This is a genomic window from Streptomyces sp. NPDC001714 (assembly GCF_042892755.1).
In the GTDB taxonomy this organism is placed as follows: Bacteria; Actinomycetota; Actinomycetes; order Streptomycetales; family Streptomycetaceae; genus Streptomyces.
The window spans coordinates 752,645-774,355 of the sequence record NZ_JBIAUL010000001.1 but is presented as its reverse complement, the minus strand read 5'-3'; the positions used below and the strand labels follow the sequence as shown (position 1 = coordinate 774,355).

Genomic DNA, 21,711 nt, shown 5'->3' with positions numbered 1-21,711 from the left:
GACCGCGCGTCAGGAGTCCGCCCGCCCGACCGCGATTCAAGCGTCGGCCCGCCCGAGGGCGAATCAAGCGTTCGCCCACCCGACCGCGAATCAAGCGTCCGCCCGCTCGACCGCGAATCAGCGTCCGCCCGCCGAGGGCGAATCAAGCGTTCGCCCACCCGACCGCGTGTCAAGCGTCCGCTCGCTCGAAGTGGTTCCCGTCCGCCATGCCCAGACGCGCCTGTTCCTCCTCGACGATCCGGCGGGCCAGTTCGATGTCCGACACGTCGACCGCGTCCGGGGTGGCTTCGGCCACCGCGCTGCGGCGGGCGTAGGCGTCGAACAGTCGGGTCTTCTTCTCCAGCATCTTCACCAGGCGTTCGTCCACTCCCCCGGTGGCGAGCAGGCGGTGCACCCGGACCGGTCTGACCTGGCCCATGCGGTGCGCCCGGGCCACCGCCTGGTGTTCGATGGTCGGCTTGATCTGGGGTTCGCAGATGACGACGACGGAGGCGGCCTGCATGTTGAGGCCGACGCCCGCCGCCTGGATCTGCGCGAGGAGCACCGCGGCGCCCGGGGCGGCGGCGAAGTCGTCGACGAGCTGTTGCCGACGCGCGGCCGGGACACCGCCGGTGAGCGGGCCGAAGACCGTGGTGCCGTCGGCGAGTGCCGCTGCGACCACGCGCAGGACGTCCTTGAAGTTGGAGAAGACCACCGTCTTCTGCCCGTTCTCGCCGGCCTCCTCGACGATCTCCCGGAGCCGCCCCAGCTTGGCCGACTTCTCGGGGCGCAGGTAGGCCGCCCTGCGCATCGCCATGAAGTTGCCGGCGCGTACGGCGTCGCGGTACGCCTCCTCGTCCGACGCGCTCAGCTCCTCCCACTCGTCGGTGTGCTGGAGGCTGGGCAGTTCGGTCAGCACGTCCTGCTGGTTGCGCCGCAGGTAGACGGGGGCGACGGCCTTGCGGAACGCGACCGATCCGGCCAGGGCGTCCCCGTCGTCCAGGGATTCCGCGACCCCGCGGTCGAGCATCCCGACCAGGTTGCGGAACTCCGCGACCCGGTTCTCCATCGGGGTGCCGGTCATGAAGAGGGTGCGCTCGCAGCGCTCCGCCCACTGGGCGACCGCCTGGGACCGCTTGGCCTTCGGGTTCTTCACCGAGTGCGCCTCGTCGACCACGAACAGGCCGACCTCGCCGCCACCGGGTGCGGGAAACCCGCGCAGGGCGTCGAACGTGGTCACCCCGACCCCGCCCCGCCCCTTCCAGTCGGCGAACGCGTCGTGCCGGTCGGGCCCGTGCAGCAGCGTCACGCGCAGGGCGCTGCGGGCCTCGATCTCCCGCGTCCAGTTCACGAGGACGCTCGCCGGGCACACCACCATGAAGTGGCTCTGCCCCTCGGCGGCCAGGTGGGCCAGCACGGCGATCGCCTGGATGGTCTTCCCGAGACCCATCTCGTCGCCGAGGATCACGTTGCGCTGCGCGAGGGCGAACCGCGCGCCGAACGCCTGGTAGCCACGCAGGGAGACCCGCCGGTGCGAGTCGTCGAGCTGCTGGGCCCGGACCCGCTCGGCGATCTCGTCCGGCAGGAAGCCCTCGGCGGCGGCCGCGTCGGGCGCCGCGCCGGAGATCTCGGCCAGCAGGCTGTAGTACTCGGCGGAGCGGAGTTCGAAGTCCGCCCAGGCGGCGAGCTCGGACGACGGCCCGCGCAGCAGGTCGACCGAGGCCTGAGCGAACAGTTCGGGCAGCCGCCCCCGGTCCGCCTCGGCCACCAGCGGACGGAGTTCGCTCACCGCCGCCAGCGCGCGGGCCTTCCGCTCCCGGCCGGCCAGGAGCATCCGGAGCCGTCCGGCGGCGGGCCTGGCGTCGGCAAGGAGCGGCTCCAGCCGCTGCGCCAGGGCACCGGCCCGGTCGACGGCGCGCCGTGCCTGGGGCCCTGCCTCCACCAGCACCTGCAGGGCCATGACGAGCGCGGTGATCCCCGGCTCCGGCCGGTCCACGTCGATGTGGACGGCCACGGTCTCGTGCACGGCGTCGGAGAGTCGGCGGGCCGCGGCGAGCATCTGGTCGACGGTGCGCTGCCCGACACCGGGTATCTGCCGCAGCCGGTAGGGGCCCGCTTCGAGTACGGCGCCCACCGTCCGCAGCCCGCTCTGCTCGACGCCGCCCAGCCGCAGCCGCCCCTCGGTGACGTCCTGGAGCCGCGCGACCGGGATGGCGTCGAGCTCCCGCCGGACCGCCGCGTCGTGGATCGGCGTGAGCGCCGCCCGTACCGCCTCGACCGCCCGGCCGTGATCATCGGCCAGGTTCCGGGCCGCCTCGTGCAGCCGCGCTCCCTGCGCGACCACGTCCCGCTCAGCCCGCCCCACGCGCCCCGCCCCTCCCTCGTCGTCCCCGCATCCTCCCATCCCCGCGCACCGGCCCGGGCGGCCGTCGCGGAACGATCGGCGCCCTGAGTGAGTCCGCCTACCTACCGGCCCGTCAGAGCGCGTCGCCAGAGTTCTCGATCACCGACCACGGGGGTGGGGATCCGGGAGGGGACCCGCGGGTTCCGGACCGGCACGACCCTGCTGTGCGGTTCCGGCTCTCTCACCTGCACTCGACCGATTCTCCTGGGGGACCTTCATGAGGCGCGGCACCTTCTTGGCGGCGGCCACGGCGACCGCGCTGTCCGCCTCCCTGTTCACGGGCCTCGCCCCGGCCCGGGCGGACGGCACCACCGGCGGCCCCGTCCTGGTCGACGCCAACGGCGGCTGGAACGAGCCGGGCCTGGTCTTCGTGACGGCGCACTCCGACACCCCGATCACCCGCATCACGGCTCACTTCTATCCGCTGGACGCACCGGAGGGAGCCCAAGAGGCAGGATCGACCGAGGACTTCACCCAGTACTCCGGACAGGACGCGACGTCCGGTACCTGGCGGGCGCCGGTCCACCTGGCGGACCTCGGTGACTACCGGGGGACCGTCGACCTCCAGGACGCCTCCGGCGCCACCGTCACCGGCTCCTCTCCCCCGACCTCCTGCAGTACCGGACCATCCTCTCCATCCCCGACCTCGCCGCGACGCCCAGCGTGCCGGACTACCTCCACCAGAACGTAGACGTCAACGGAACCGTGCTCGCCGAGGATCCCCGCCACCCCGAAACCCCCACCCCCGCCGCCGACGTACCCGTCGACATCGAGACCGGGCGCGGCCGGGTGACCGCGACCACCGCAGCCGACGGCCGCTTCAGCACGGCACCTGGGGCCTCGCGCTCAGCCGAGAGACCGGAAACCACTACCTCAGAAGCGCGCGGGTCACCGACTACGTCGACGTCCGCCGAGCTCCGGTGCCCGGCCCGGGCGCAGCGAAAAGACGGCCGGACAAACCCGGCGACGTCGGCGATCATCCCCGGGATACTGGTCGCCCATGGATGAGGTCGAAGTCGTCGTCGCCCACTCCGAGCGCGCGACTCTGCGCGTCGGTGACGTGTTCTTGAAGGTGGACGCCGATCAATCACGCATCGACGTCGAGGTCGAGGCGATGTCCCTCGCGCCGGTCCCGACCCCAAAGGTCCTGTGGCGCAAACCGCCGGTGCTCGCGCTCGCCGCGCTCCCGGGGACGACGCTCGGGCGCCTCGGCGGGCCGTCGACCGGGTCGCCGGCGGCGTGGGCCGCGGCGGGCGCCGCCATCCGGAAGCTGCACGACGCGCCGCTGCCGCCCCTGCCGGGCCGGGCCGGGCGGAGCATCCTCGCGCTGACGGCGGAACTCGACGCCGAGTGCGAGGTGCTCGTGGCGAACGGTGTCCTGCCCGCCGACCTGGTCACCCGCAACCGGCGGGTCGCCGAGGCCGCGCTCCGGCCGTGGACTCCGGCGTTCACACACGGCGACCTGCAGATCGCGCACGTCTTCGTCGACGGCGGCGAGGTCACCGGCATCATCGACTGGTCCGAGGCGGGCCAGGGTGATGCCCTGTACGACCTCGCCACCTTCACGCTCGGGCACGAGGAGCACCTCGACGACGTCATCGCCGGCTACGGCACCGATGTCGACGTCGACGTGATCCACGCGTGGTGGTCGTTGCGAAGCCTGCTGGTGGTTCGCTGGCTGATCGAGCACGGCTTCGACCCGTTCGAGCCGGGCTGTGAGGTCGACGTGCTGAGATCCCGGATGTGACGCTGCGCTGGCCCGACTGCGTAAACGCGCGTGCGTCGGGTCCGGGCGCCGGGCAGCATGGCGGTGTGGCTGATCTGCTGTGGGATGACGTGAGCTGTTTCTTCGACCCGGACCTGGTGAACTACCTGCCGGACGTATGTGTCCCGGACACCTCGGTGGAGGACTGGCAGGCGGTTCTCGACCTTGTCGCGGAGCGGGGCTGGACGTGCCGGTACTCCGAGGGAGAGACGGTGCGTCCGGTGCCCCGGGCGGAGAGTGTGCTTTCCCGACCGGCGGGTGGCGAGTACCCGGAGCTACGGGTCTGGCCGACGGCCGATGTGCTGGCGATCTTCCGTTTTCAGGCCGCCGACGAAGTCGACTTCGACGTCGACCTGCGGGAGTTGCAGGGCCAGGAGCGACTCGACGTGTTCTGCGGCTTCCTTCGTGAGATCGGTCGGCGGTTGGGCAAGCCGGTGCTGGTGGACCCGGAGGGCGACTACGGCCGTCCTGTGCTCGGCTTCGACGTCCAAGCCGATCGAGTCGTCCTCCTCGGCGGGCTCAACGGCCAGGACCCGGACACGGTGCACGCTATGGCACAGGGGCCTGACCCCGAAGAGTCAGACCCCATTTGACCTGCATGTTCGCCAGATCAGCGACGTGGTGCCAGGTCACCGCTAGACGTTGAAGCGGAACTCCACCACGTCCCCGTCCTGCATGACGTAGTCCTTGCCCTCCATCCGCGCCTTGCCCTTGGCGCGGGCCTCCGCGACCGAGCCGGTGTCGACCAGGTCGGCGAAGGAGATGACCTCGGCCTTGATGAAGCCCTTCTGGAAGTCGGTGTGGATCACGCCGGCCGCCTCGGGGGCCGTGGCGCCCTTCTTGATGGTCCAGGCGCGGGATTCCTTGGGGCCGGCCGTGAGGTAGGTCTGCAGGCCGAGGGTGTCGAAGCCGACGCGGGCGAGGGTGGCCAGGCCGGGCTCCTCGGCGCCCACCGACTCCAGGAGCTCCAGGGCGTCCTCCTCGTCGAGCTCGGCGAGGTCCTGCTCCAGCTTGGCGTTGAGGAAGATCGCCTCGGCCGGGGCGACCAGGGCGCGCTGCTCGGTCTTGAAGTCCTCGTCGAGCAGTTCGTCCTCGTCGACGTTGAAGACGTAGAGGAACGGCTTGGTGGTGAGGAGGTGCAGGTCGTGCAGGAGCTCGTTGCGCTCGGTGCCCTGGACGATGCCGTGGGCGAAGAGCGTGTCGCCCTTCTCCAGGATCTCCTTGGCCTCCTCCACCGCCTTGACCTTGGGGGCCACGTCCTTCTTGATGCGCGACTCCTTCTGGAGACGCGGCAGGACCTTCTCGATGGTCTGGAGGTCGGCGAGGATCAGCTCGGTGTTGATCGTCTCGATGTCGTCCTTCGGCGAGACCTTGCCGTCGACGTGCACGACGTTCTCGTCCTTGAAGGCCCGGATGACCTGGCAGATCGCGTCGGACTCACGGATGTTCGCGAGGAACTTGTTGCCCAGGCCCTCGCCCTCGGAGGCGCCGCGCACGATGCCCGCGATGTCCACGAAGTCGACCGTGGCCGGAAGGATGCGCTCCGACTTGAAGATCGACGCCAGCTTGGCCAGGCGGGCGTCGGGGACGCCGACGACACCCACGTTGGGCTCGATCGTGGCGAACGGGTAGTTGGCCGCGAGCACGTCGTTCTTGGTCAGGGCGTTGAACAGGGTCGACTTGCCGACATTCGGCAGGCCGACGATTCCGATCGTGAGCGACACGTTGCGACTTCCCGTAGTGAGTGGGTGAGTGAGCCGGGGGGGCTGCCAGTGCCGGCGGGCCGGCCGATCCACCAGTTTACGGGGTTCGGGGCACCCTGCCGGCGGCCGCGTCGAACACCTGGCCAAGGGCCGCTCTTCGGCTTGGTTTCGGCGTGTCTGGGCTGCGACTGGGCACATAAACAGACCTAGGTTGGTCCGGTGGAGCATCACAGGACCCGACCCCGACAGCCCGGACCGCGTCGAGGCGGCCCCCGTCCGCCGCTGCCGCCGCAGGCGAGACGGCGGCCGGGGACGGCCGGACGCCGGCCCGTTCCTGGAAGGTCGCGTCCGGCACCGGTGGCGGGGCCCTCGCGGCTGCCGAGCCCACGGCTCACGGGGCTCGGCTGCGGTCTCTTCTGCATGGCCGCGATGGTCTTGGCCGGCTTCCTGGACGACCTGCTCCTCGGGGCGTCCCTGACCGTGTACGGCGTACTGGCCCTGCCGGTGTCCGCGCTGACCGCGCTGTGGGTGCGCGGGGGCGATCTGCTGACCGCCCCCGTCGTCATCCCGATCGCCTTCGCCGTCGGCCTGCCGACCGTCGCCGACGACGGCGGCGGTGGTTTCCTGGGCGTGGTGATGGGCCTGGTGACGGCCCTGTCCACGCAGGCCGGCTGGCTCTACGGCGGGACGCTGATCGCCGGGGTGATCGTCATCGTCCGCCGGATCCGGCTGATCCGGACGGTCCGGTACCGCCGCCGAGCCTGACCCCGGCCGGCGGGCCGGGGTCAGGGGGTGCCTGGGTGCCTGGGTGCCTGGGTGCCTGGGTGCCTGGGTGCCTGGGTGCCAACTATTTGGCGTGGTGCGCCGCGCGCATGGCCGCGCCCACGATTCCCGCGTTGTTCTGCAGCTGGGCCGGGACGATCTCGGCCTTGATGCCGTTGATGTACGGCAGGAACTTGTCGGCCTTGCGGCTCACCCCGCCGCCGATGATGAACAGGCTCGGGGTGAAGAGCATCTCGACGTGCGCGAGGTACTTGTTGACCCGCTGCCCCCACTGCTCCCAGCTGAGGTCGTGGTCCTCCTTGGCCTTGCTGGAGGCCTTCTTCTCCGCGTCGTGGCCGTCCAGCTCCAGGTGGCCCAGCTCGGTGTTGGGGACCAGCTCGCCGTCGGTGAACAGGGCGCTGCCGATGCCGGTGCCGAAGGTGAGCAGGATGACGACGCCCTTGCGGCCCCGGCCGGCCCCGAACTCCATCTCGGCCACGCCCGCCGCGTCCGCGTCGTTGACCACGGTCACCGGAAGACCGCCGAGCCGCTCGCTGAACAGCGTGCGCGCGTCGGTGTCGATCCAGCTCTTGTCGACGTTCGCCGCCGTACGGATGTGAGTGCCGTCGGTGATCACCCCGGGGAAGGTGAGCCCTACCGGGCCGGTCCACCCGAAGTGGTCGACGACCTGCTTGACCCCGTCGGCGACGCCGTCGGGCGTCGCCGGGTGCGGGGTGAGCACCTTGCACCGCTCCTGGGCCAGGTCGCCCTTGTCCAGGTCCACGGGAGCGCCCTTGATCCCGGAACCACCGATGTCCACGCCGAAGATCTGCATGGCTCCACGTTACGTGGTACGACTGACAGTCACGACGTCGGACGAGCCCGCGGTCACACAGTCGTACGGACGGTGCTCACGCGCCGGCGCCGGTGCCACCGCGCTCGGCGACCAGGGTGGCCGCCTCTTCGCGCAGGTCACGGCGGAGTTCCTTGGGGAGTGAGAAGGTGATGGACTCCTCGGCCGCCTTGACGATCTCGACGTCGCCGTAGCCGCGCTCGGCGAGCCACTCCAGGACCTGCTCGACCAGCACCTCGGGTACGGAGGCACCGGAGGTGACGCCGACGGTCGTCACGCCCTCCAGCCACGCCTCGTCGATCTCACTCGCGAAGTCGACCAGGTACGCGGCGCGGGAGCCGGCCAGCTTGGCGACCTCCACCAGGCGCTTGGAGTTGGAGGAGTTGCGGGAGCCGACCACGATGACCAGCTCGGCCTCGGCGCCCATCTGCTTCACGGCGAGCTGACGGTTCTGCGTGGCGTAGCAGATGTCGTCGCTGGGCGGCGAGATGAGCTGCGGGAACTTCTCCTTGAGGGCGTCGACGGTCTCCATCGTCTCGTCGACGGAGAGGGTGGTCTGGGAGAGCCAGACGACCTTGGACTCGTCGCGGACCTCGACCTTGGCCACGTCCGCAGGGCCGTCGACCAGCTGGATGTGGTCGGGGGCCTCGCCGGAGGTGCCGATGACCTCCTCGTGGCCCTCGTGGCCGATCAGGAGGATGTCGTAGTCCTCGTTGGCGAACCGGACGGCTTCCTTGTGGACCTTGGTGACCAGCGGGCAGGTCGCGTCGATGGTGGCGAGGCGGCCACTTTCGGCCTCCTCGTGGACGACGGGGGCGACGCCGTGCGCGGAGAACATCACGATGTTCCCCGGCGGGACCTCCTCGGTCCGCTCGACGAAGACCGCGCCCTTCTTCTCCAGGGTCTGCACGACGTACTTGTTGTGGACGATCTCGTGCCGGACATAGATCGGGGCCCCGTACTGCTCCAGGGCCTTCTCGACGGCGATCACGGCGCGGTCCACACCCGCGCAGTAGCCACGGGGGGCGGCGAGCAGGACACGGCGGCCAGGCGAAGCAGTCATGGCACCCATCGTAAGGCCGCGTTGGGTTCGCCCCCGCCGCCCTCACCCGTCCCGTCATCCAGGGGGTGAGCCCCCTTCGACCGCCCGTTCCGGGGGCTGCCGCCCCCGCACCCCCGCATCGGCCTGAACGGCCTCGTCCTCAAACGCCGGACGGGCTGGAGAGTGCGGGCGCGGGCCGGCCGTCGGCCTCAGGCACCGGACAGCCTGAGATGCGGTACCGGCCGGTCGTCCGCCTCAAACAGCCAGACAGACTGAGATGCGGTACCGGGCAGCCGTCCGCCTCAAACACCGAACAGACTGGAGAGTGCCGGCGCGGGCCGGTCCCTCGGCCTCAGGCACCGGACAGCCTGAGATGCGGTACCGGCCGGTCGTCCGCCTCAAACAGCCAGACAGACCGAGATGCGGTACCGGGCAGCCGTCCGCCTCAGACGCCGGGCTGGCCGGGTTGTGGTGCCGGCCGGGCTGTCGGTGTGCGCCGTTACTCTCGGCGCATGGCTTTGAACACGTCCGCTGAAGCTCCCGTGCCCGTCGGTGAGATCTCCCGGCTGATCGGGGGGTGGATCGACCGGCTCGGGGCCGTCTGGGTCGAGGGGCAGATCACCCAGTTGTCGCGGCGGCCGGGGGCGGGGGTCGTGTTTCTGACGTTGCGGGATCCGTCGTACGACATCTCGATCGGTGTGACCTGTTTCCGGCAGGTGTTCGACGCGGTGGCCGATGTGGTCGGCGAGGGGGCCCGGGTCGTCGTGCACGCGAAGCCCGAGTGGTACGCACCGCGCGGGCAGCTCTCGCTGCGGGCTGCCGAGATAAGGCCGGTGGGGGTCGGGGAGCTGCTGGCGCGGCTGGAGATGCTCAAGAAGGCGCTGACCGCGGAGGGGCTGTTCGCCGCCGAGCGGAAGAAGCCGTTGCCGTTCCTGCCGCAGTTGATCGGGCTGGTGTGCGGGCGGGCCTCGGCCGCCGAGCGGGACGTGCTGGAGAACGCCCGGCACCGGTGGCCCGCGGTGCGGTTCGAGGTGCGGAACGTGCCGGTGCAGGGCGTGCACGCCGTGCCGCAGGTCGTGCAGGCCGTGAAGGAGCTCGACGCGATCGAGGAGGTGGATGTGATCATCGTCGCGCGCGGGGGCGGCAGTGTGGAGGATCTGCTGCCGTTCTCCGACGAGCAGCTGGTGCGGGCCGTCGCCGAGTGCCGTACGCCGGTCGTCTCCGCCATCGGGCACGAGCCCGACAATCCGTTGCTCGACTTCGTCGCCGACCTGCGTGCCTCCACCCCCACCGACGCCGCCAAGAAGGTCGTACCGGACGTCGGGGAGGAGCTGGAGCGGGTGCGGATGCTGCGGGACCGGGGGCGGCGGTGTGTCGACGCGCTGGTGGCGCGGGAGGAGCGGGGGCTGGCCAACGCGCTCGCGCGGCCGGCCATGGAGGATCCGCACCGGATGGTCGACGAACGGGCCGATCACGTCGCCTCGCTGGTGGACCGTTCCCGGCGCACTCTCGGGCACCTGCTCGACCGCGCCGACTCCGAGCTGACGCACACGCACGCGCGCGTGGTGGCCCTCTCCCCCGCCGCCACGCTGAAGCGCGGTTACGCCGTGCTGCAGAAGGGCGACGACCATGTGGTGCGCGACGGCGCGGAGGTGGAGCCGGGCGAGGCGCTGCGGGCGCGGGTCGCCGAGGGTGAGTTCACGGTGCGGGTGGACGGCTGACGCCGTGCCGTACGAGTCGATGAGAGAGGTAAGTGCATGAGCAGCAGGACGGAAGAGGCCGCCCTCTCCTACGAGCAGGCGCGGGACGAGCTGATCGAGACCGTGCGGCGGCTGGAGGCCGGCGGGACGAGCCTGGAGGAGTCACTGGCGCTCTGGGAGCGGGGCGAGGAGCTGGCCAAGGTCTGCCGGCGGTGGCTGGAGGGGGCGCGGGCCCGGCTGGACGCGGCGCTCGCCGAGGAAGAGGAAGAGGGGGAAGAGGCCGGAGAGGGGGACTGAGCGGGGCTGCCGGCGTTGTCGGTGTGAGGCGGATCACCACGGGCCGGTTTTTGTTGAACCTTGAACCTTCACTCCCGTATGGTCATGCCGTCAGCCTATCCGGACCACGGTCCGGATTGAACGCGATGCGACCCCCCAGGAAGTCCAATGTCTCTCGTTCTCGACCCCGCCGCCCAGGACCTGCTGTTCCGCGAGGCCCGCACCGCCAACACCTTCACCGACGAGCCGGTGACCGACGAGCAGGTGCAGGCGATCTACGACCTGGTCAAGTACGGCCCGACGTCCATGAACCAGTCGCCGCTGCGCGTGGTCCTGGTCCGTTCCCCCGAGGCCCGCGAGCGCTTGGTGCAGCACATGGCCGAGGGCAACCAGAAGAAGACCGCCACCGCGCCGCTGGTCGCGATCCTCGCCGCGGACAACGAGTTCCACGAGGAGCTGCCGGAGCTCTTCCCGCACTTCCCGCAGGCCAAGGACGCCTTCTTCGGCGACCGCGCGGTGCGCGAGGGCAGCGCGGCCCTGAACGCCGCCCTCCAGGCCGCGTACTTCATCATCGGCGTCCGCGCCGCCGGCCTCGCCGCCGGCCCGATGACCGGCGTCGACTTCGCGGGCATCCAGAAGGAGTTCCTGGACGACGACCACACCCCGTTCGTGGTCGTCAACATCGGCAAGCCGGGCCCGGACGCCTGGTTCCCGCGCTCCCCGCGCCTGGCCTACGAAGACGTCGTCACGACCGTCTGAGCCACCCCCGCAGACGCGGAAGAGGCCCCCGGCAACGGCGCCGGGGGCCTCTCGCGTTCGTGTCACGACGCCCGCGTCAGGACATCTTCAGGGCCGCCGCCATCTTCGTCAGCTGGGCGAAGGAGGCGGTGCCCGCCACCACCGTGGTGGAGCCGGTGGTGCCGTCCAGCACCAGCGCGTCGTAGCGGCCGCCGGTGTAGTGCGTCCACGTGCGGTCACCGATCTTCTCGGTCGTCTTCGTGGCCGACGCGCCCTGGCTGGCGTCGGTGATGAAGTCCGCGCGCTTCTGAGTCGACTGCTCGATCTGGACGTACTGACCGTCGGGGGTCTGGTAGCCGAGATGCCAGCGGTCCCCGACCTCGCCCTGGAAGCGGACCGAGGTGGCCTTCCAGGTGCTGGGCAGGCCCTGAGGCGCGGCGACCGGGTAGCTCGCCGCGCGCCGTGCCGTCAGCAGCTCGACCCGGTAGTCGACCCGCTGGATGTCGGGAGCGTGATCGTCGTGCGGGACGAGCAGGTAGATGAAGCCCGCCGCGAGGCCGATCAGGGCCAGGGAGAGAATCATGTCCCGGACCGTCTTCTGCTTGCCGTTCGTGCCTGCCACGTCCCCTATCGTCGCAGGTGCCCCGTGCGCTCATCCGTGGGGTCCCCTGCTCATTTTGTCAGTCTGGCGATAGAGTCGACGGGAAACCCTCATCCGGCCGTCGTCGTATCAGAAAGGTGCGCTCCGATGACCGAGAATCATCATCATCTGCCGTCCGAACTCGATGTTCCCTCCGAGGCCCCCGACCGCAACCTCGCCCTGGAGCTCGTCCGGGTCACCGAGGCCGCCGCGATGGCCGCGGGACGCTGGGTCGGCCGCGGCGACAAGAACGGCGCCGACGGCGCCGCGGTGCGCGCGATGCGGACCCTCGTCTCCACCGTGTCGATGAACGGCGTGGTCGTCATCGGCGAGGGCGAGAAGGACGAGGCCCCGATGCTCTTCAACGGGGAGCGCATCGGCGACGGCACCGGACCCGAGGTCGACATCGCCGTCGACCCGATCGACGGGACGACCCTGACCGCGAAGGGCATGCCCAACGCGATCGCCGTGCTCGCCGCGGCCGAGCGCGGGGCCATGTTCGACCCGTCCGCCGTGTTCTACATGGACAAGCTGGTCACGGGCCCGGAGGCGGCGGACTTCGTCGACATCGACGCGCCCGTCGCGGTCAACATCCGGCGGGTCGCCAAGGCGAAGCGGGCCACCCCGGAGGACGTGACCGTCGTCATCCTGGACCGGCCGCGGCACGAAGGGATCATCAAGGAGATCCGGGAGGCCGGCGCGCGCATCAAGCTGATCTCCGACGGTGACGTCGCCGGGTCGATCTACGCGCTGCGCGAGGGCACGGGCGTCGACATGCTGCTCGGGATCGGCGGCACGCCCGAGGGCATCATCTCGGCGTGCGCGGTGAAGTGCCTGGGCGGGACCATCCAGGGCAAGCTGTGGCCCAAGGACGACGAGGAGCGGCAGCGGGCGATCGACGCCGGGCACGACCTGGACCGGGTGCTGACCACCGAGGACCTGGTGACCGGAGAGAACGTGTTCTTCGTCGCGACCGGGATCACCGACGGCGAGTTGCTGCGGGGTGTGCGGTACCGGTCGGAGACCGCGCTGACCGAGTCCATCGTGATGCGGTCGAAGTCGGGGACGGTGCGGCGGATCGACTCCGAGCACCGGCTGCGCAAGCTGCGGGCGTACAGCACGGTTGATTTCGACCGCCCGAAGTGACGCGGTCGGGGCAGGGGGCTGCGGTGCGCCGGCGAGTGCGGGCGCGTCGTGGCTGGTCGCGCAGTTCCTCCCCCAGCGCCCCTGAAAGACAGGGGCGATGCCCCCTCGGCAAGCGAGAAGGCGCCCTCTGTGCGGAGAGGGCGCCTTTTTGTCAGCCTGCCTGCGCTATGCGGTTCGCTGCCGTCGCTCGTGCCGCCTTCTTGAGTTCCATCTCGCGGCGCCTGCGCCTCGCCAGGACCACGCGGCGTTCCGCGGCCGTGAGACCGCCCCAGACGCCGTAGGGCTCGGGCTGGAGCAGGGCGTGTTCCCGGCACTCGACCATCACCGGGCAGCGGGCACAGACCCGCTTGGCCGCCTCCTCCCGGGACAGCCGGGCGGCGGTGGGTTCCTTGGAGGGTGCGAAGAACAGGCCTGCCTCGTCGCGCCGGCACACCGCCTCGGTGTGCCAGGGTGCGTCTTGGTCCCTGTCCCGCACTGGCACCCGCTGGGCCGGAACGGCAGCTACCTGCAGGGACGAATGCGGCGGTTGCAGCACGGGTCTACTCCTGACGACGGCTTCGCGAGCGAGAGACGATGCAGCAAGGCCTACCCGCTGTGCGCGGGCCTATGCACAGCGTTCTCAACAGCCGTACTCCGGCGGCTTGTTCACGACCCCTGAGGCCGCCGGGCAAGGAGTGATTCGCGACCGTCAACGGTCCAGGTGTTTGCGCAACTTCCTGTCGACCTTGTCCTGGACCCGGTCCAGGATGTCCGCGATGAGCTTTCCGCGCTTCGGCCGCGCCTCCACGTTGCCGAGGACGGCCCAGCCGTCGACGTAGACGACCGGCGCGTCGGAGTCGACCGAATCCAGTGTGTCCGCCTCGAAGTTGCCGAGCACACCGCCGCCGGTGCCGCGCAGCGACACGTTCTCCGGGACCCGGATCTGGATGTCGCCGAAGACCGAGACCGCCTTGATGACGACCTGCTGGTATTCGAAGATCGCCTCGGTGAGGTCCAGCTCGATGGAGCCGAAGACCGCGTAGGCGTGCAGCCGGCGGCCGGCCCGCCAGCGGCCGCGGCGGCGAGCGCTGCTGAAGACGGCCACCACGTTGCTGTCCGCCTCGACGGGGATCGCGCCGGGCGTCGGCCGCGGCGGCACCGGCGTGTAGGCCGGGGCGGCCGGGCGGGCGTGGGCCGCGGGCAGGTCCCGTATGAAGACCTCCAGCTCACCCACCGTCTTGGCGTTCAGCACCCCCTCCACGCGCTCGGCGTGCTCGTCGGCGGTCAGGCGCCCCTCGGCGAGGGCCTCCCGCAGGATGTCGGCGATACGGTCGCGGTCGGCGTCCGAGGCGCGCAGCTCGGCCACCGGCGCTCCGGCGCGCTCCTGAGGGGTCTGCTTCTGAAGGTCCACGGCAGCAGAGTACCGAAACGCGATAGATCGCGACTACCCCTCGTCGGGAGCTGTGGAAAACCCGTATGGTTCCCGAACTGAGCCTTACCTCACAGACTCCCCGTCAGCGGCAGGTTCTACGCTGGACAGCGCCCGCCAGCGTCGGCGGGCGGCCGTCCGTCAGAGTGAGGAATGGGCTGAGATGCCTGAGTTCGCGTATACCGATCTGCTCCCCCAGGGCGAGGACACCACCCCGTACCGGCTGGTGACCTCGGAGGGTGTGTCCACCGTCGAGGGACCGGACGGGCGGACGTTCCTCAAGGTGGAGCCGGAGGCGCTGCGCAAGCTCGCCGAGGAGGCGATCCACGACATCCAGCACTACCTGCGCCCGGCCCACCTCGCCCAGCTCCGCCGGATCATCGACGACCCGGAGGCGTCGGGCAACGACAAGTTCGTCGCCCTCGACCTGCTGAAGAACGCGAACATCGCGGCGGCCGGCGTGCTGCCCATGTGCCAGGACACCGGCACGGCGATCGTCATGGGCAAGCGCGGACAGAACGTGCTGACCGAGGGCGGCGACGAGGCGGCTCTCTCCCGGGGCATCTACGACGCCTACACCCGGCTGAACCTGCGCTACTCGCAGATGGCCCCGCTGACCATGTGGGACGAGAAGAACACCGGGTCGAACCTGCCGGCCCAGATCGAGCTGTACGCCACCGACGGCGGCGCCTACAAGTTCCTCTTCATGGCGAAGGGCGGCGGCTCGGCCAACAAGTCGTTCCTCTACCAGGAGACGAAGGCCGTCCTCAACGAGGCCTCCATGATGAAGTTCCTGGAGCAGAAGATCCGTTCGCTCGGGACGGCCGCGTGCCCGCCGTACCACCTGGCGATCGTGGTGGGCGGCACGAGCGCCGAGTACGCGCTGAAGACCGCCAAGTACGCCTCCGCGCACTACCTGGACGAGATCCCGGCCGAGGGCTCGGAGCTCGGGCACGGCTTCCGGGACAAGGACCTGGAGCAGAAGGTCTTCGAGCTGACGCAGAAGATCGGCATCGGCGCGCAGTTCGGCGGCAAGTACTTCTGCCACGACGTGCGCGTGGTCCGGCTGCCGCGGCACGGCGCGTCCTGCCCGGTCGCCATCGCCGTCTCCTGCTCCGCGGACCGCCAGGCCGTCGCGAAGATCACCGCCGAGGGGGTCTTCCTGGAGCAGCTGGAGACGGACCCGGCGCGGTTCCTGCCGGAGACGACGGACGAGCACCTGGACGAGTCCTCGGACGTGGTGAGGATCGACCTCAACCAGCCGATGGACACGATCCTCGCCGAGCTGACCAAGTACCCGGTCAAGACGCGGCTCTCGCTCACCGGGCCGCTGGTCGTGGCGCGCGACATCGCGCACGCCAAGATCAAGGAGCGGCTCGACGCCGGCGAGGAGATGCCGCAGTACCTGAAGGACCACCCGGTGTACTACGCGGGCCCGGCGAAGACCCCCGAGGGCTACGCCTCCGGATCCTTCGGGCCGACGACCGCCGGCCGCATGGACTCCTACGTCGAGCAGTTCCAGGCCGCGGGCGGCTCCAAGGTGATGCTCGCCAAGGGCAACCGCAGCAAGCAGGTCACCGACGCGTGCGAGGCGCACGGCGGCTTCTACCTCGGTTCCATCGGCGGTCCGGCCGCGCGGCTCGCCCAGGACTGCATCAAGAAGGTCGAGGTCGTCGAGTACGAGGAGCTCGGCATGGAGGCCGTCTGGAAGATCGAGGTCGAGGACTTCCCGGCGTTCGTCGTCGTGGACGACAAGGGCAACGACTTCTTCAGCCCGCAGCAACTCTCTCAGCCGACGTTCACCAGCATCCCGGTGCGGGGGCCCGGGCTGGCGTAGCCCGTCCGGTGCGGCGGGGGGTTGTCGCCCCCGCCGCCCCTACCCGTCCCGTCCTCCAGGGGGTGGCCCCCCTTCGACCGCCCGTTCCGGGGGCTGCCGCCCCCGCACCCCCGCATCGGCCTGAACGGCCTCGTCCTCAAACGCCGGACGGGCTGGAGAGTGGGGGCGCGGGCCGGTCCTCGTCCTCAAACGCCGGACGGGCTGGAGAGTGGGGGCGCGGGCCGGTCGTCGGCCTCAAACGCCGGACGGCCCGACGGGGTGCGGGCCGGCTCTCGTCACAGGTGTCAGTCGGGGATGCAGCCGAACCAGTTCACCGTGTCGCCGTCCTTGGTGTAGCCCATGCACCTGACGGTTTCGTCGTGCAGCTTCTCGGTGTGGTCGACCGGGGCGTTCGCGTAGTCCGTCGTGTGGTGGGGCTGCGCCAGGTCGTCGATCGCTACGCGGTACCAGGGGCGTTCGCTGGACGGCAGGGTGCAGCCGTGGCTGGTCATGTTGCGGCTGGGGTCGCCGCTCCAGACGGGGCGTTCGGCGTGGTCGCAGTGGGCCCGGTGGGCACCGCCGGCGGCACCGGCGGTGCTGGCTCCCGCGCCCAGCAGGGTCGCCGCGCCTATGGACACCGCCGCCATGGCGCCGAGCAGACCCTTTGGAGTGAAGTTCATCGATTGGCCCTCCTGCCAGCCGGGGTGACGGCAGGGAGTCGCCCTGCCGCCTTGGGGTGATAGTCACATTTGTCTGTGATGTTCCGCCCGTCGGTAGGAGGAGCAGTCCCCCGACCCGGTGACGTCGGTGGTGCCAATGCAGCAGGCGCCCGGAACAACCACCGCGCTCCGATCGCTGACAACGGCATGAGCGACTACCGCATCGAACACGACTCCATGGGCGAGGTCCGGGTCCCCTCGCACGCCAAGTGGCGGGCCCAGACGCAACGGGCCGTCGAGAACTTCCCCGTCTCCGGGCAGCGGATCGAGCGCGCGCACATCGAGGCGCTGGCCCGGATCAAGGGCGCGGCGGCCAAGGTGAACGCCGAGCTGGGGGTGGTCGACAAGGACATCGCGCAGGCGATCCAGGAGGCGGCCGGGGAGGTGGCCGAGGGGAAGTGGGACGAGCACTTCCCGGTGGACGTGTTCCAGACGGGGTCGGGGACGTCGTCGAACATGAACACCAACGAGGTCCTCGCGACGCTGGCGACCGAGCGGCTGGGGCGGGACGTCCATCCCAACGACCACGTGAACGCCTCGCAGTCCTCCAACGACGTGTTCCCGTCGTCCATCCACATCGCCGCCACCGCCGCCGTCACCCGGGACCTGATTCCGGCGCTCGAACACCTCGCCGACGCCCTCGCCCGGAAGTCCGAGGAGTTCGCCGACGTGGTGAAGTCCGGGCGGACCCATTTGATGGATGCGACGCCGGTGACGCTGGGGCAGGAGTTCGGGGGGTACGCGGCGCAGGTGCGGTACGGCGTCGAGCGGCTGCGGGCCTCGCTGCCCCGGCTCGCGGAGCTGCCGCTCGGCGGGACGGCGGTGGGCACCGGGATCAACACGCCGCCCGGCTTCTCCGCCGCCGTGATCGCGGAGGTCGCCCGGGTCACCGGGCTGCCGTTCACGGAGGCGCGGAACCACTTCGAGGCGCAGGGCGCGCGGGACGGGATCGTGGAGACCAGCGGGCAGCTGCGGACCGTCGCGGTCGGGCTGACGAAGATCGCCAACGACCTGCGGTGGATGTCCTCGGGACCGCGGACCGGGCTCGCCGAGATCGCGCTGCCGGATCTGCAGCCGGGGTCCTCGATCATGCCGGGGAAGGTCAACCCGGTCGTTCCCGAGGCCGTGTTGATGGTGGCCGCCCAGGTCATCGGGAACGACCAGACCATCGCCGTGGCCGGCGCCGCCGGGAACTTCGAGCTCAACGTGATGCTGCCGGTCATCGGGAAGAACGTGCTGGAGTCCGTCCGGCTGCTCGCCAACGTCTCGCGGCTGCTCGCCGACCGGACCGTGGACGGGATCACGGCGAACCGGGAGCGGGCGCGGGAGTACGCCGAGTCGTCGCCGTCCGTGGTCACCCCGCTCAACAAGTACATCGGGTACGAGGAGGCCGCCAAGGTGGCCAAGAAGGCGCTCTCGGAACGTAGGACGATCCGGCAGGTGGTGCTCGAGGGCGGGTACGTCGAGCGGGGTGACCTGACCGTCGAGCAGCTGGACGAGGCGCTGGATGTCCTGCGGATGACACGGCCGTAACCGCGTGCGAACGATTCGCGCCGCCCGGCCAGAACCGTGACGTCCGCCGCAGCGTCGTATGCCTACGGCACCTAATATCTGTGCATGGCAGACGGTGGAGCGGTGAGACGCGTGATGCGCGGGGAAACGGGCGGTGCGACCGGCGACGGGACCGGTTTCTGGACACCCGGGAGCCAGATCCTGTGGCGGTACCGGGAGAACGCCGGGCACGGCTTCCACATCGCACGTCCCGTCACCGTCGTCCGCGACGACGAGGAACTGCTCGCCGTCTGGCTGGCGCCCGGCACCGAGTGCGTCAGGCCGGTGCTCGCCGACGGCTCGTCGGTCGGTGCAGAGCCACTGGAGTCCCGCTACACCAAGCCCCGGTCCGTCAGCCACGGCCACTGGCGCGGCACCGGCGTGCTGAAGCTGGCCCGGCCCGGTCAGCCCTGGTCGGTGTGGCTGTTCTGGGAGCCCGGCTGGCAGTTCAAGAACTGGTACGTCAACCTTGAGCAGCCGCTGGTCCGCTGGGGCGGTGGAGTGGACTCTGAGGACTACTTTCTGGACATCTCCGTGCACCCGGACCGCAGTTGGCGGTGGCTCGACGAGGACGAGTTCGCGCAGGCCCAGCGGGACGGGCTGATGGACGCGGAGACGGCCGCGGCGGTGCGGACGGCGGGCCTGACCGCGGTGGCCGCCGTCGAGGCCTGGGAGGCGCCGTTCTCGGACGGCTGGCAGCACTGGCGCCCGGACCCGTCCTGGGCGGTACCGTCACTGCCGGAGGACTGGGACCGTACGCCCGCGCACGTGTCCTCATGAGACCCTTGATGCGCCCCCGGCCCACAACCGTAGGATCGTCCTCCGCAAGGAAGCGTGAGCACAACTCCCGGACCATGCTCCGGGCTTGACCGAACGTCACCGAGGGGCGGCAGGACGTGAGCGAGGGGTACGAGGGCAACACCGGCGAGCGGTGCGCGAGCCGCAGACCGTTCGCCGGTGGCACAGGAACAGCCTCCAGCCACGCCGAAATTCCGTTCCTGGGACACGTAATCCGGGTATCGGCACTTCGGCGGGACCACCTGCGCGCCCGGCGCGCAGCCCCGGACGGACGGATTCGACACGCGTGACGGAGCACCCCACCTCCTACGAGCGCCCACAGCCGGGCGCCGACCCCGCGGAGGCCCGCGGGGCGCTCCTGCGTACCCCGCAGCCGCAGCTGCAGACCCAGGGACAACCCCAGCCCTGTCCGCGCGGCGGCACCGCCTTACCCGCACAGGCCCGCGCCGGCGAGACGCCCTCCGGTCCCGGTACCAGCACGTCCAAGGAGCACTCCGTCAACGGCCCCGAGCACGCCCAGCCCACCAGCGCTGAGCCCGATCCGCACCGGCCGCGCCCGACCCCGGAGGGCATCCCGCCGCAGCCCGGAACCGAGCCGGAGCGGGCGGCGGGCACGCAGGAGCGCCGTAGCGGACGCGGGCTGCCGCCGGGCCGGCCGATGCCGATGCGGCGGGACGGCGACCGGCTGCGCTTCGTGGGCGCCGCGACCCGGCGGATCGCCCGGGGCATCGACCTGGACGAGATCGTGATGGGGCTGTGCCGGGCGACCGTGCCGACCTTCTCGGACGCGATCCTGGTCTATCTGCGCGACCCGCTGCCGGTCGGTGACGAGCGGCCCGTCGGCCCGGTGGTGCTGCGGCTGCGCCGCACCGACCGGATCCCGGAGGAGCGGGACGGCGAGGGCTTCCCGCCGCTGCCGGTCCCGGAGCCGGAGCCGGCCGACATCGGTCTGGCCGCGCTCACCGCGGAGCTGTGCGAGGTACGGCCGGGCGGTGCGCTGAACGAGGTGCTGCGGGGCGTACGGCCGGTCTTCGCCGACGCTCCCGCGGCGCGCGCCGCGCTCCCCGAACTCCTGGGCGAGGGCAACGAGTCGCTCGTCCCCGGCGCCCAGCACGCGATCCTCGCCCCGCTGCGCGGCCGGCGCCGGGTGATCGGCGCGGCCCTGTTCCTGCGCCGCCCGGAGCGGCTCGCGTTCGAGGCCGACGACCTGCTGGTCGCCGCCCAGCTGGCCACGCACAGCGCGCTCGGCATCGACAAGGCGGTGCTGTACGGCCGGGAGGCGTACATCGCCGACGAACTGCAGCGGACGATGCTGCCGGAGAACCTGCCGAGCGCCACGGGCGTGCGGCTGGCGTCCCGCTACCTGCCGGCCGCCGAGACGGCGCGGGTGGGCGGTGACTGGTACGACGCGATCCCGCTGCCCGGGAGCCGGGTGGCGCTGGTCGTCGGCGACGTCATGGGTCACTCGATGACGTCGGCGGCCATCATGGGCCAGCTGCGGACGACCGCGCAGACCCTGGCCGGTCTTGACCTGCCGCCGCAGGAGGTCCTGCACCACCTGGACGAGCAGGCCCAGCGGCTCGGCTCCGACCGGATGGCGACCTGCCTGTACGCCGTCTACGACCCGGTCTCGCACCGCATCACCATCGCCAACGCCGGTCATCCGCCGCCGGTGCTGCTGCACCTGGGCGGCCGCGCCGAGGTGCTGCGGGTACCGGCCGGGGCGCCGATCGGCGTCGGTGGGGTCGACTTCGAGGCGGTGGAGCTGGACGCGCCGGCCGGGGCGACGCTGCTGCTGTACACCGACGGGCTGGTGGAGTCCCGGCTGCGGGACGTGTGGACCGGCATAGAGCAGCTGCGCGAGAAGCTCGCCGCGACCGCGCAGTTGACGGGGCCGGATCATCCGCCGCCGCTGGAAGCACTGTGCGACGAGGTGCTCGACATGCTCGGGCCGGGTGACCGCGACGACGACATCGCGCTGCTCGCGGCCCGGTTCGACGGGATCGCGCCGAGCGATGTGGCGTACTGGTTCCTGGAGCCGGAGGACGCGGCGCCGGGGCGGGCTCGGCGGCTCGCCCGGCGGGCGCTGGCCCGCTGGGGGCTCGAGGAACTGACCGACTCCGTCGAGCTGCTGGTCAGCGAGGTCGTGACGAACGCGGTGCGGTACGCGTCGCGGCCGGTGACGTTGCGGTTGCTGCGGACGGACGTGCTGCGGTGCGAGGTCGGGGACGACGTCCCCCAGCTGCCGCGGTTGCGGCAGGCCCGGGCGACGGACGAGGGCGGCCGGGGGCTGTACCTGGTGAACCGGCTGGCCCGGCGGTGGGGTGCGACCCGGTTGAGCACCGGGAAGGTCGTCTGGTTCGAGCTGAACAGGTAGCGCCGTAGGGCTTGAGGTCGTCGGGGAACTGCGG

General features: G+C 71.1%; 20 protein-coding genes. 12 read left to right on the top strand and 8 right to left on the bottom strand.

What is annotated here, in order from left to right:
- Positions 1–169: 169 nt before the first annotated feature.
- Positions 170–2,383: a DEAD/DEAH box helicase gene (locus tag ACFY0P_RS03625; RefSeq protein ID WP_388906869.1), complete on the bottom strand. Its 2,214-nt coding sequence runs from the start codon at positions 2,381–2,383 to the stop codon at positions 170–172.
- Between the two features lie 217 nt (positions 2,384–2,600).
- On the opposite strand from ACFY0P_RS03625, the gene ACFY0P_RS03620 reads away from it, so the two are divergent.
- From ACFY0P_RS03620 to ACFY0P_RS03610, 3 genes are all read left to right on the top strand, one after another.
- Positions 2,601–3,074, top strand: a complete 474-nt coding sequence (locus ACFY0P_RS03620; RefSeq protein ID WP_388906867.1) for a hypothetical protein — start codon at positions 2,601–2,603, stop codon at positions 3,072–3,074.
- Between the two features lie 309 nt (positions 3,075–3,383).
- A complete protein-coding gene (locus ACFY0P_RS03615; RefSeq protein ID WP_388906864.1) occupies positions 3,384–4,130 on the top strand; it encodes a phosphotransferase family protein in 747 nt (248 codons plus the stop codon).
- Positions 4,131–4,195: 65 nt separating this feature from the next.
- A complete protein-coding gene (locus ACFY0P_RS03610) occupies positions 4,196–4,741 on the top strand; it encodes a hypothetical protein (protein ID WP_388906861.1) in 546 nt (181 codons plus the stop codon).
- 42 nt (positions 4,742–4,783) lie between these two features.
- Here the strand turns inward: ACFY0P_RS03610 and ychF are convergent, their stop codons facing one another.
- Positions 4,784–5,872, bottom strand: a complete 1,089-nt coding sequence (gene ychF / locus ACFY0P_RS03605) for a redox-regulated ATPase YchF (protein WP_388906859.1) — start codon at positions 5,870–5,872, stop codon at positions 4,784–4,786.
- A 198-nt stretch (positions 5,873–6,070) separates the two neighbouring features.
- Between ychF and ACFY0P_RS03600 the strand changes: the two genes are divergently transcribed.
- Entirely contained in the window at positions 6,071–6,616 is a 546-nt protein-coding gene (locus ACFY0P_RS03600) for a DUF6542 domain-containing protein (RefSeq protein WP_388906857.1), read from the top strand.
- A gap of 82 nt (positions 6,617–6,698) precedes the next feature.
- Here ACFY0P_RS03600 and ppgK read toward each other — a convergent pair whose 3' ends face one another.
- On the bottom strand, positions 6,699–7,448 hold the full coding sequence (gene ppgK / locus ACFY0P_RS03595; protein WP_388906855.1) for a polyphosphate--glucose phosphotransferase: 750 nt from the start codon (positions 7,446–7,448) through the stop codon (positions 6,699–6,701).
- A gap of 76 nt (positions 7,449–7,524) precedes the next feature.
- Positions 7,525–8,538 carry a 4-hydroxy-3-methylbut-2-enyl diphosphate reductase gene (locus tag ACFY0P_RS03590; protein WP_388906853.1) on the bottom strand — a complete coding sequence of 338 codons (1,014 nt, stop codon included), beginning with the start codon at positions 8,536–8,538 and terminating at the stop codon, positions 7,525–7,527.
- 482 nt (positions 8,539–9,020) lie between these two features.
- On the opposite strand from ACFY0P_RS03590, the gene xseA reads away from it, so the two are divergent.
- From xseA to ACFY0P_RS03575, 3 genes are all read left to right on the top strand, one after another.
- Positions 9,021–10,229, top strand: a complete 1,209-nt coding sequence (gene xseA, locus ACFY0P_RS03585; RefSeq protein ID WP_388906851.1) for an exodeoxyribonuclease VII large subunit — start codon at positions 9,021–9,023, stop codon at positions 10,227–10,229.
- Between the two features lie 36 nt (positions 10,230–10,265).
- Positions 10,266–10,505 (top strand): exodeoxyribonuclease VII small subunit, encoded by a 240-nt coding sequence (locus ACFY0P_RS03580; RefSeq protein WP_388906849.1) that lies wholly within the window; start codon positions 10,266–10,268, stop codon positions 10,503–10,505.
- Between the two features lie 147 nt (positions 10,506–10,652).
- On the top strand, positions 10,653–11,243 hold the full coding sequence (locus ACFY0P_RS03575) for a malonic semialdehyde reductase (protein ID WP_388906846.1): 591 nt from the start codon (positions 10,653–10,655) through the stop codon (positions 11,241–11,243).
- A 76-nt stretch (positions 11,244–11,319) separates the two neighbouring features.
- Here the strand turns inward: ACFY0P_RS03575 and ACFY0P_RS03570 are convergent, their stop codons facing one another.
- Positions 11,320–11,844 carry a DUF4245 domain-containing protein gene (locus tag ACFY0P_RS03570; RefSeq protein WP_388906845.1) on the bottom strand — a complete coding sequence of 175 codons (525 nt, stop codon included), beginning with the start codon at positions 11,842–11,844 and terminating at the stop codon, positions 11,320–11,322.
- A gap of 126 nt (positions 11,845–11,970) precedes the next feature.
- Between ACFY0P_RS03570 and glpX the strand changes: the two genes are divergently transcribed.
- Positions 11,971–13,008, top strand: coding sequence for a class II fructose-bisphosphatase (gene glpX, locus ACFY0P_RS03565; RefSeq protein ID WP_294011968.1), 1,038 nt, complete (start codon positions 11,971–11,973; stop codon positions 13,006–13,008).
- A gap of 151 nt (positions 13,009–13,159) precedes the next feature.
- Here the strand turns inward: glpX and ACFY0P_RS03560 are convergent, their stop codons facing one another.
- Together ACFY0P_RS03560 and ACFY0P_RS03555 are read right to left on the bottom strand one after the other, a co-directional pair.
- A complete protein-coding gene (locus ACFY0P_RS03560) occupies positions 13,160–13,543 on the bottom strand; it encodes a WhiB family transcriptional regulator (protein WP_388906842.1) in 384 nt (127 codons plus the stop codon).
- A 153-nt stretch (positions 13,544–13,696) separates the two neighbouring features.
- Positions 13,697–14,398, bottom strand: coding sequence for a DUF1707 domain-containing protein (locus ACFY0P_RS03555; protein ID WP_366355386.1), 702 nt, complete (start codon positions 14,396–14,398; stop codon positions 13,697–13,699).
- A gap of 181 nt (positions 14,399–14,579) precedes the next feature.
- Between ACFY0P_RS03555 and ACFY0P_RS03550 the strand changes: the two genes are divergently transcribed.
- The gene (locus tag ACFY0P_RS03550) at positions 14,580–16,253 is read left to right on the top strand and encodes a fumarate hydratase (RefSeq protein WP_388906839.1); all 1,674 of its coding nucleotides are present in this window, start codon (positions 14,580–14,582) and stop codon (positions 16,251–16,253) included.
- 284 nt (positions 16,254–16,537) lie between these two features.
- On the opposite strand, the gene ACFY0P_RS03545 is transcribed toward ACFY0P_RS03550, so the two are convergent.
- Entirely contained in the window at positions 16,538–16,912 is a 375-nt protein-coding gene (locus tag ACFY0P_RS03545) for a hypothetical protein (protein ID WP_388906836.1), read from the bottom strand.
- 186 nt (positions 16,913–17,098) lie between these two features.
- On the opposite strand from ACFY0P_RS03545, the gene ACFY0P_RS03540 reads away from it, so the two are divergent.
- The 3 genes from ACFY0P_RS03540 (at position 17,099) to ACFY0P_RS03530 (ending at position 21,677) form a co-directional block, all read left to right on the top strand.
- The gene (locus ACFY0P_RS03540) at positions 17,099–18,484 is read left to right on the top strand and encodes a class II fumarate hydratase (RefSeq protein ID WP_388906834.1); all 1,386 of its coding nucleotides are present in this window, start codon (positions 17,099–17,101) and stop codon (positions 18,482–18,484) included.
- An 84-nt stretch (positions 18,485–18,568) separates the two neighbouring features.
- Entirely contained in the window at positions 18,569–19,282 is a 714-nt protein-coding gene (locus ACFY0P_RS03535) for a DUF402 domain-containing protein (RefSeq protein ID WP_388906831.1), read from the top strand.
- 304 nt (positions 19,283–19,586) lie between these two features.
- Positions 19,587–21,677: a SpoIIE family protein phosphatase gene (locus tag ACFY0P_RS03530; protein WP_388906829.1), complete on the top strand. Its 2,091-nt coding sequence runs from the start codon at positions 19,587–19,589 to the stop codon at positions 21,675–21,677.
- Positions 21,678–21,711: the final 34 nt, after the last annotated feature.

Coding starts and splice junctions, on each gene's coding strand:
- ppgK (WP_388906855.1), bottom strand. CDS start 7,448: ATGCAGATCTTCGGCGTGGACATCGGTGGTTCCGGGATCAAGGGCGCT.
- ACFY0P_RS03550 (WP_388906839.1), top strand. CDS start 14,580: ATGCCTGAGTTCGCGTATACCGATCTGCTCCCCCAGGGCGAGGACACC.
- ACFY0P_RS03590 (WP_388906853.1), bottom strand. CDS start 8,538: ATGGGTGCCATGACTGCTTCGCCTGGCCGCCGTGTCCTGCTCGCCGCC.
- glpX (WP_294011968.1), top strand. CDS start 11,971: ATGACCGAGAATCATCATCATCTGCCGTCCGAACTCGATGTTCCCTCC.
- ACFY0P_RS03540 (WP_388906834.1), top strand. CDS start 17,099: ATGAGCGACTACCGCATCGAACACGACTCCATGGGCGAGGTCCGGGTC.
- ACFY0P_RS03625 (WP_388906869.1), bottom strand. CDS start 2,383: ATGGGAGGATGCGGGGACGACGAGGGAGGGGCGGGGCGCGTGGGGCGG.
- ACFY0P_RS03615 (WP_388906864.1), top strand. CDS start 3,384: ATGGATGAGGTCGAAGTCGTCGTCGCCCACTCCGAGCGCGCGACTCTG.
- ACFY0P_RS03545 (WP_388906836.1), bottom strand. CDS start 16,912: ATGAACTTCACTCCAAAGGGTCTGCTCGGCGCCATGGCGGCGGTGTCC.
- ACFY0P_RS03575 (WP_388906846.1), top strand. CDS start 10,653: ATGTCTCTCGTTCTCGACCCCGCCGCCCAGGACCTGCTGTTCCGCGAG.
- ACFY0P_RS03620 (WP_388906867.1), top strand. CDS start 2,601: ATGAGGCGCGGCACCTTCTTGGCGGCGGCCACGGCGACCGCGCTGTCC.
- xseA (WP_388906851.1), top strand. CDS start 9,021: ATGGCTTTGAACACGTCCGCTGAAGCTCCCGTGCCCGTCGGTGAGATC.
- ACFY0P_RS03535 (WP_388906831.1), top strand. CDS start 18,569: ATGGCAGACGGTGGAGCGGTGAGACGCGTGATGCGCGGGGAAACGGGC.
- ACFY0P_RS03580 (WP_388906849.1), top strand. CDS start 10,266: ATGAGCAGCAGGACGGAAGAGGCCGCCCTCTCCTACGAGCAGGCGCGG.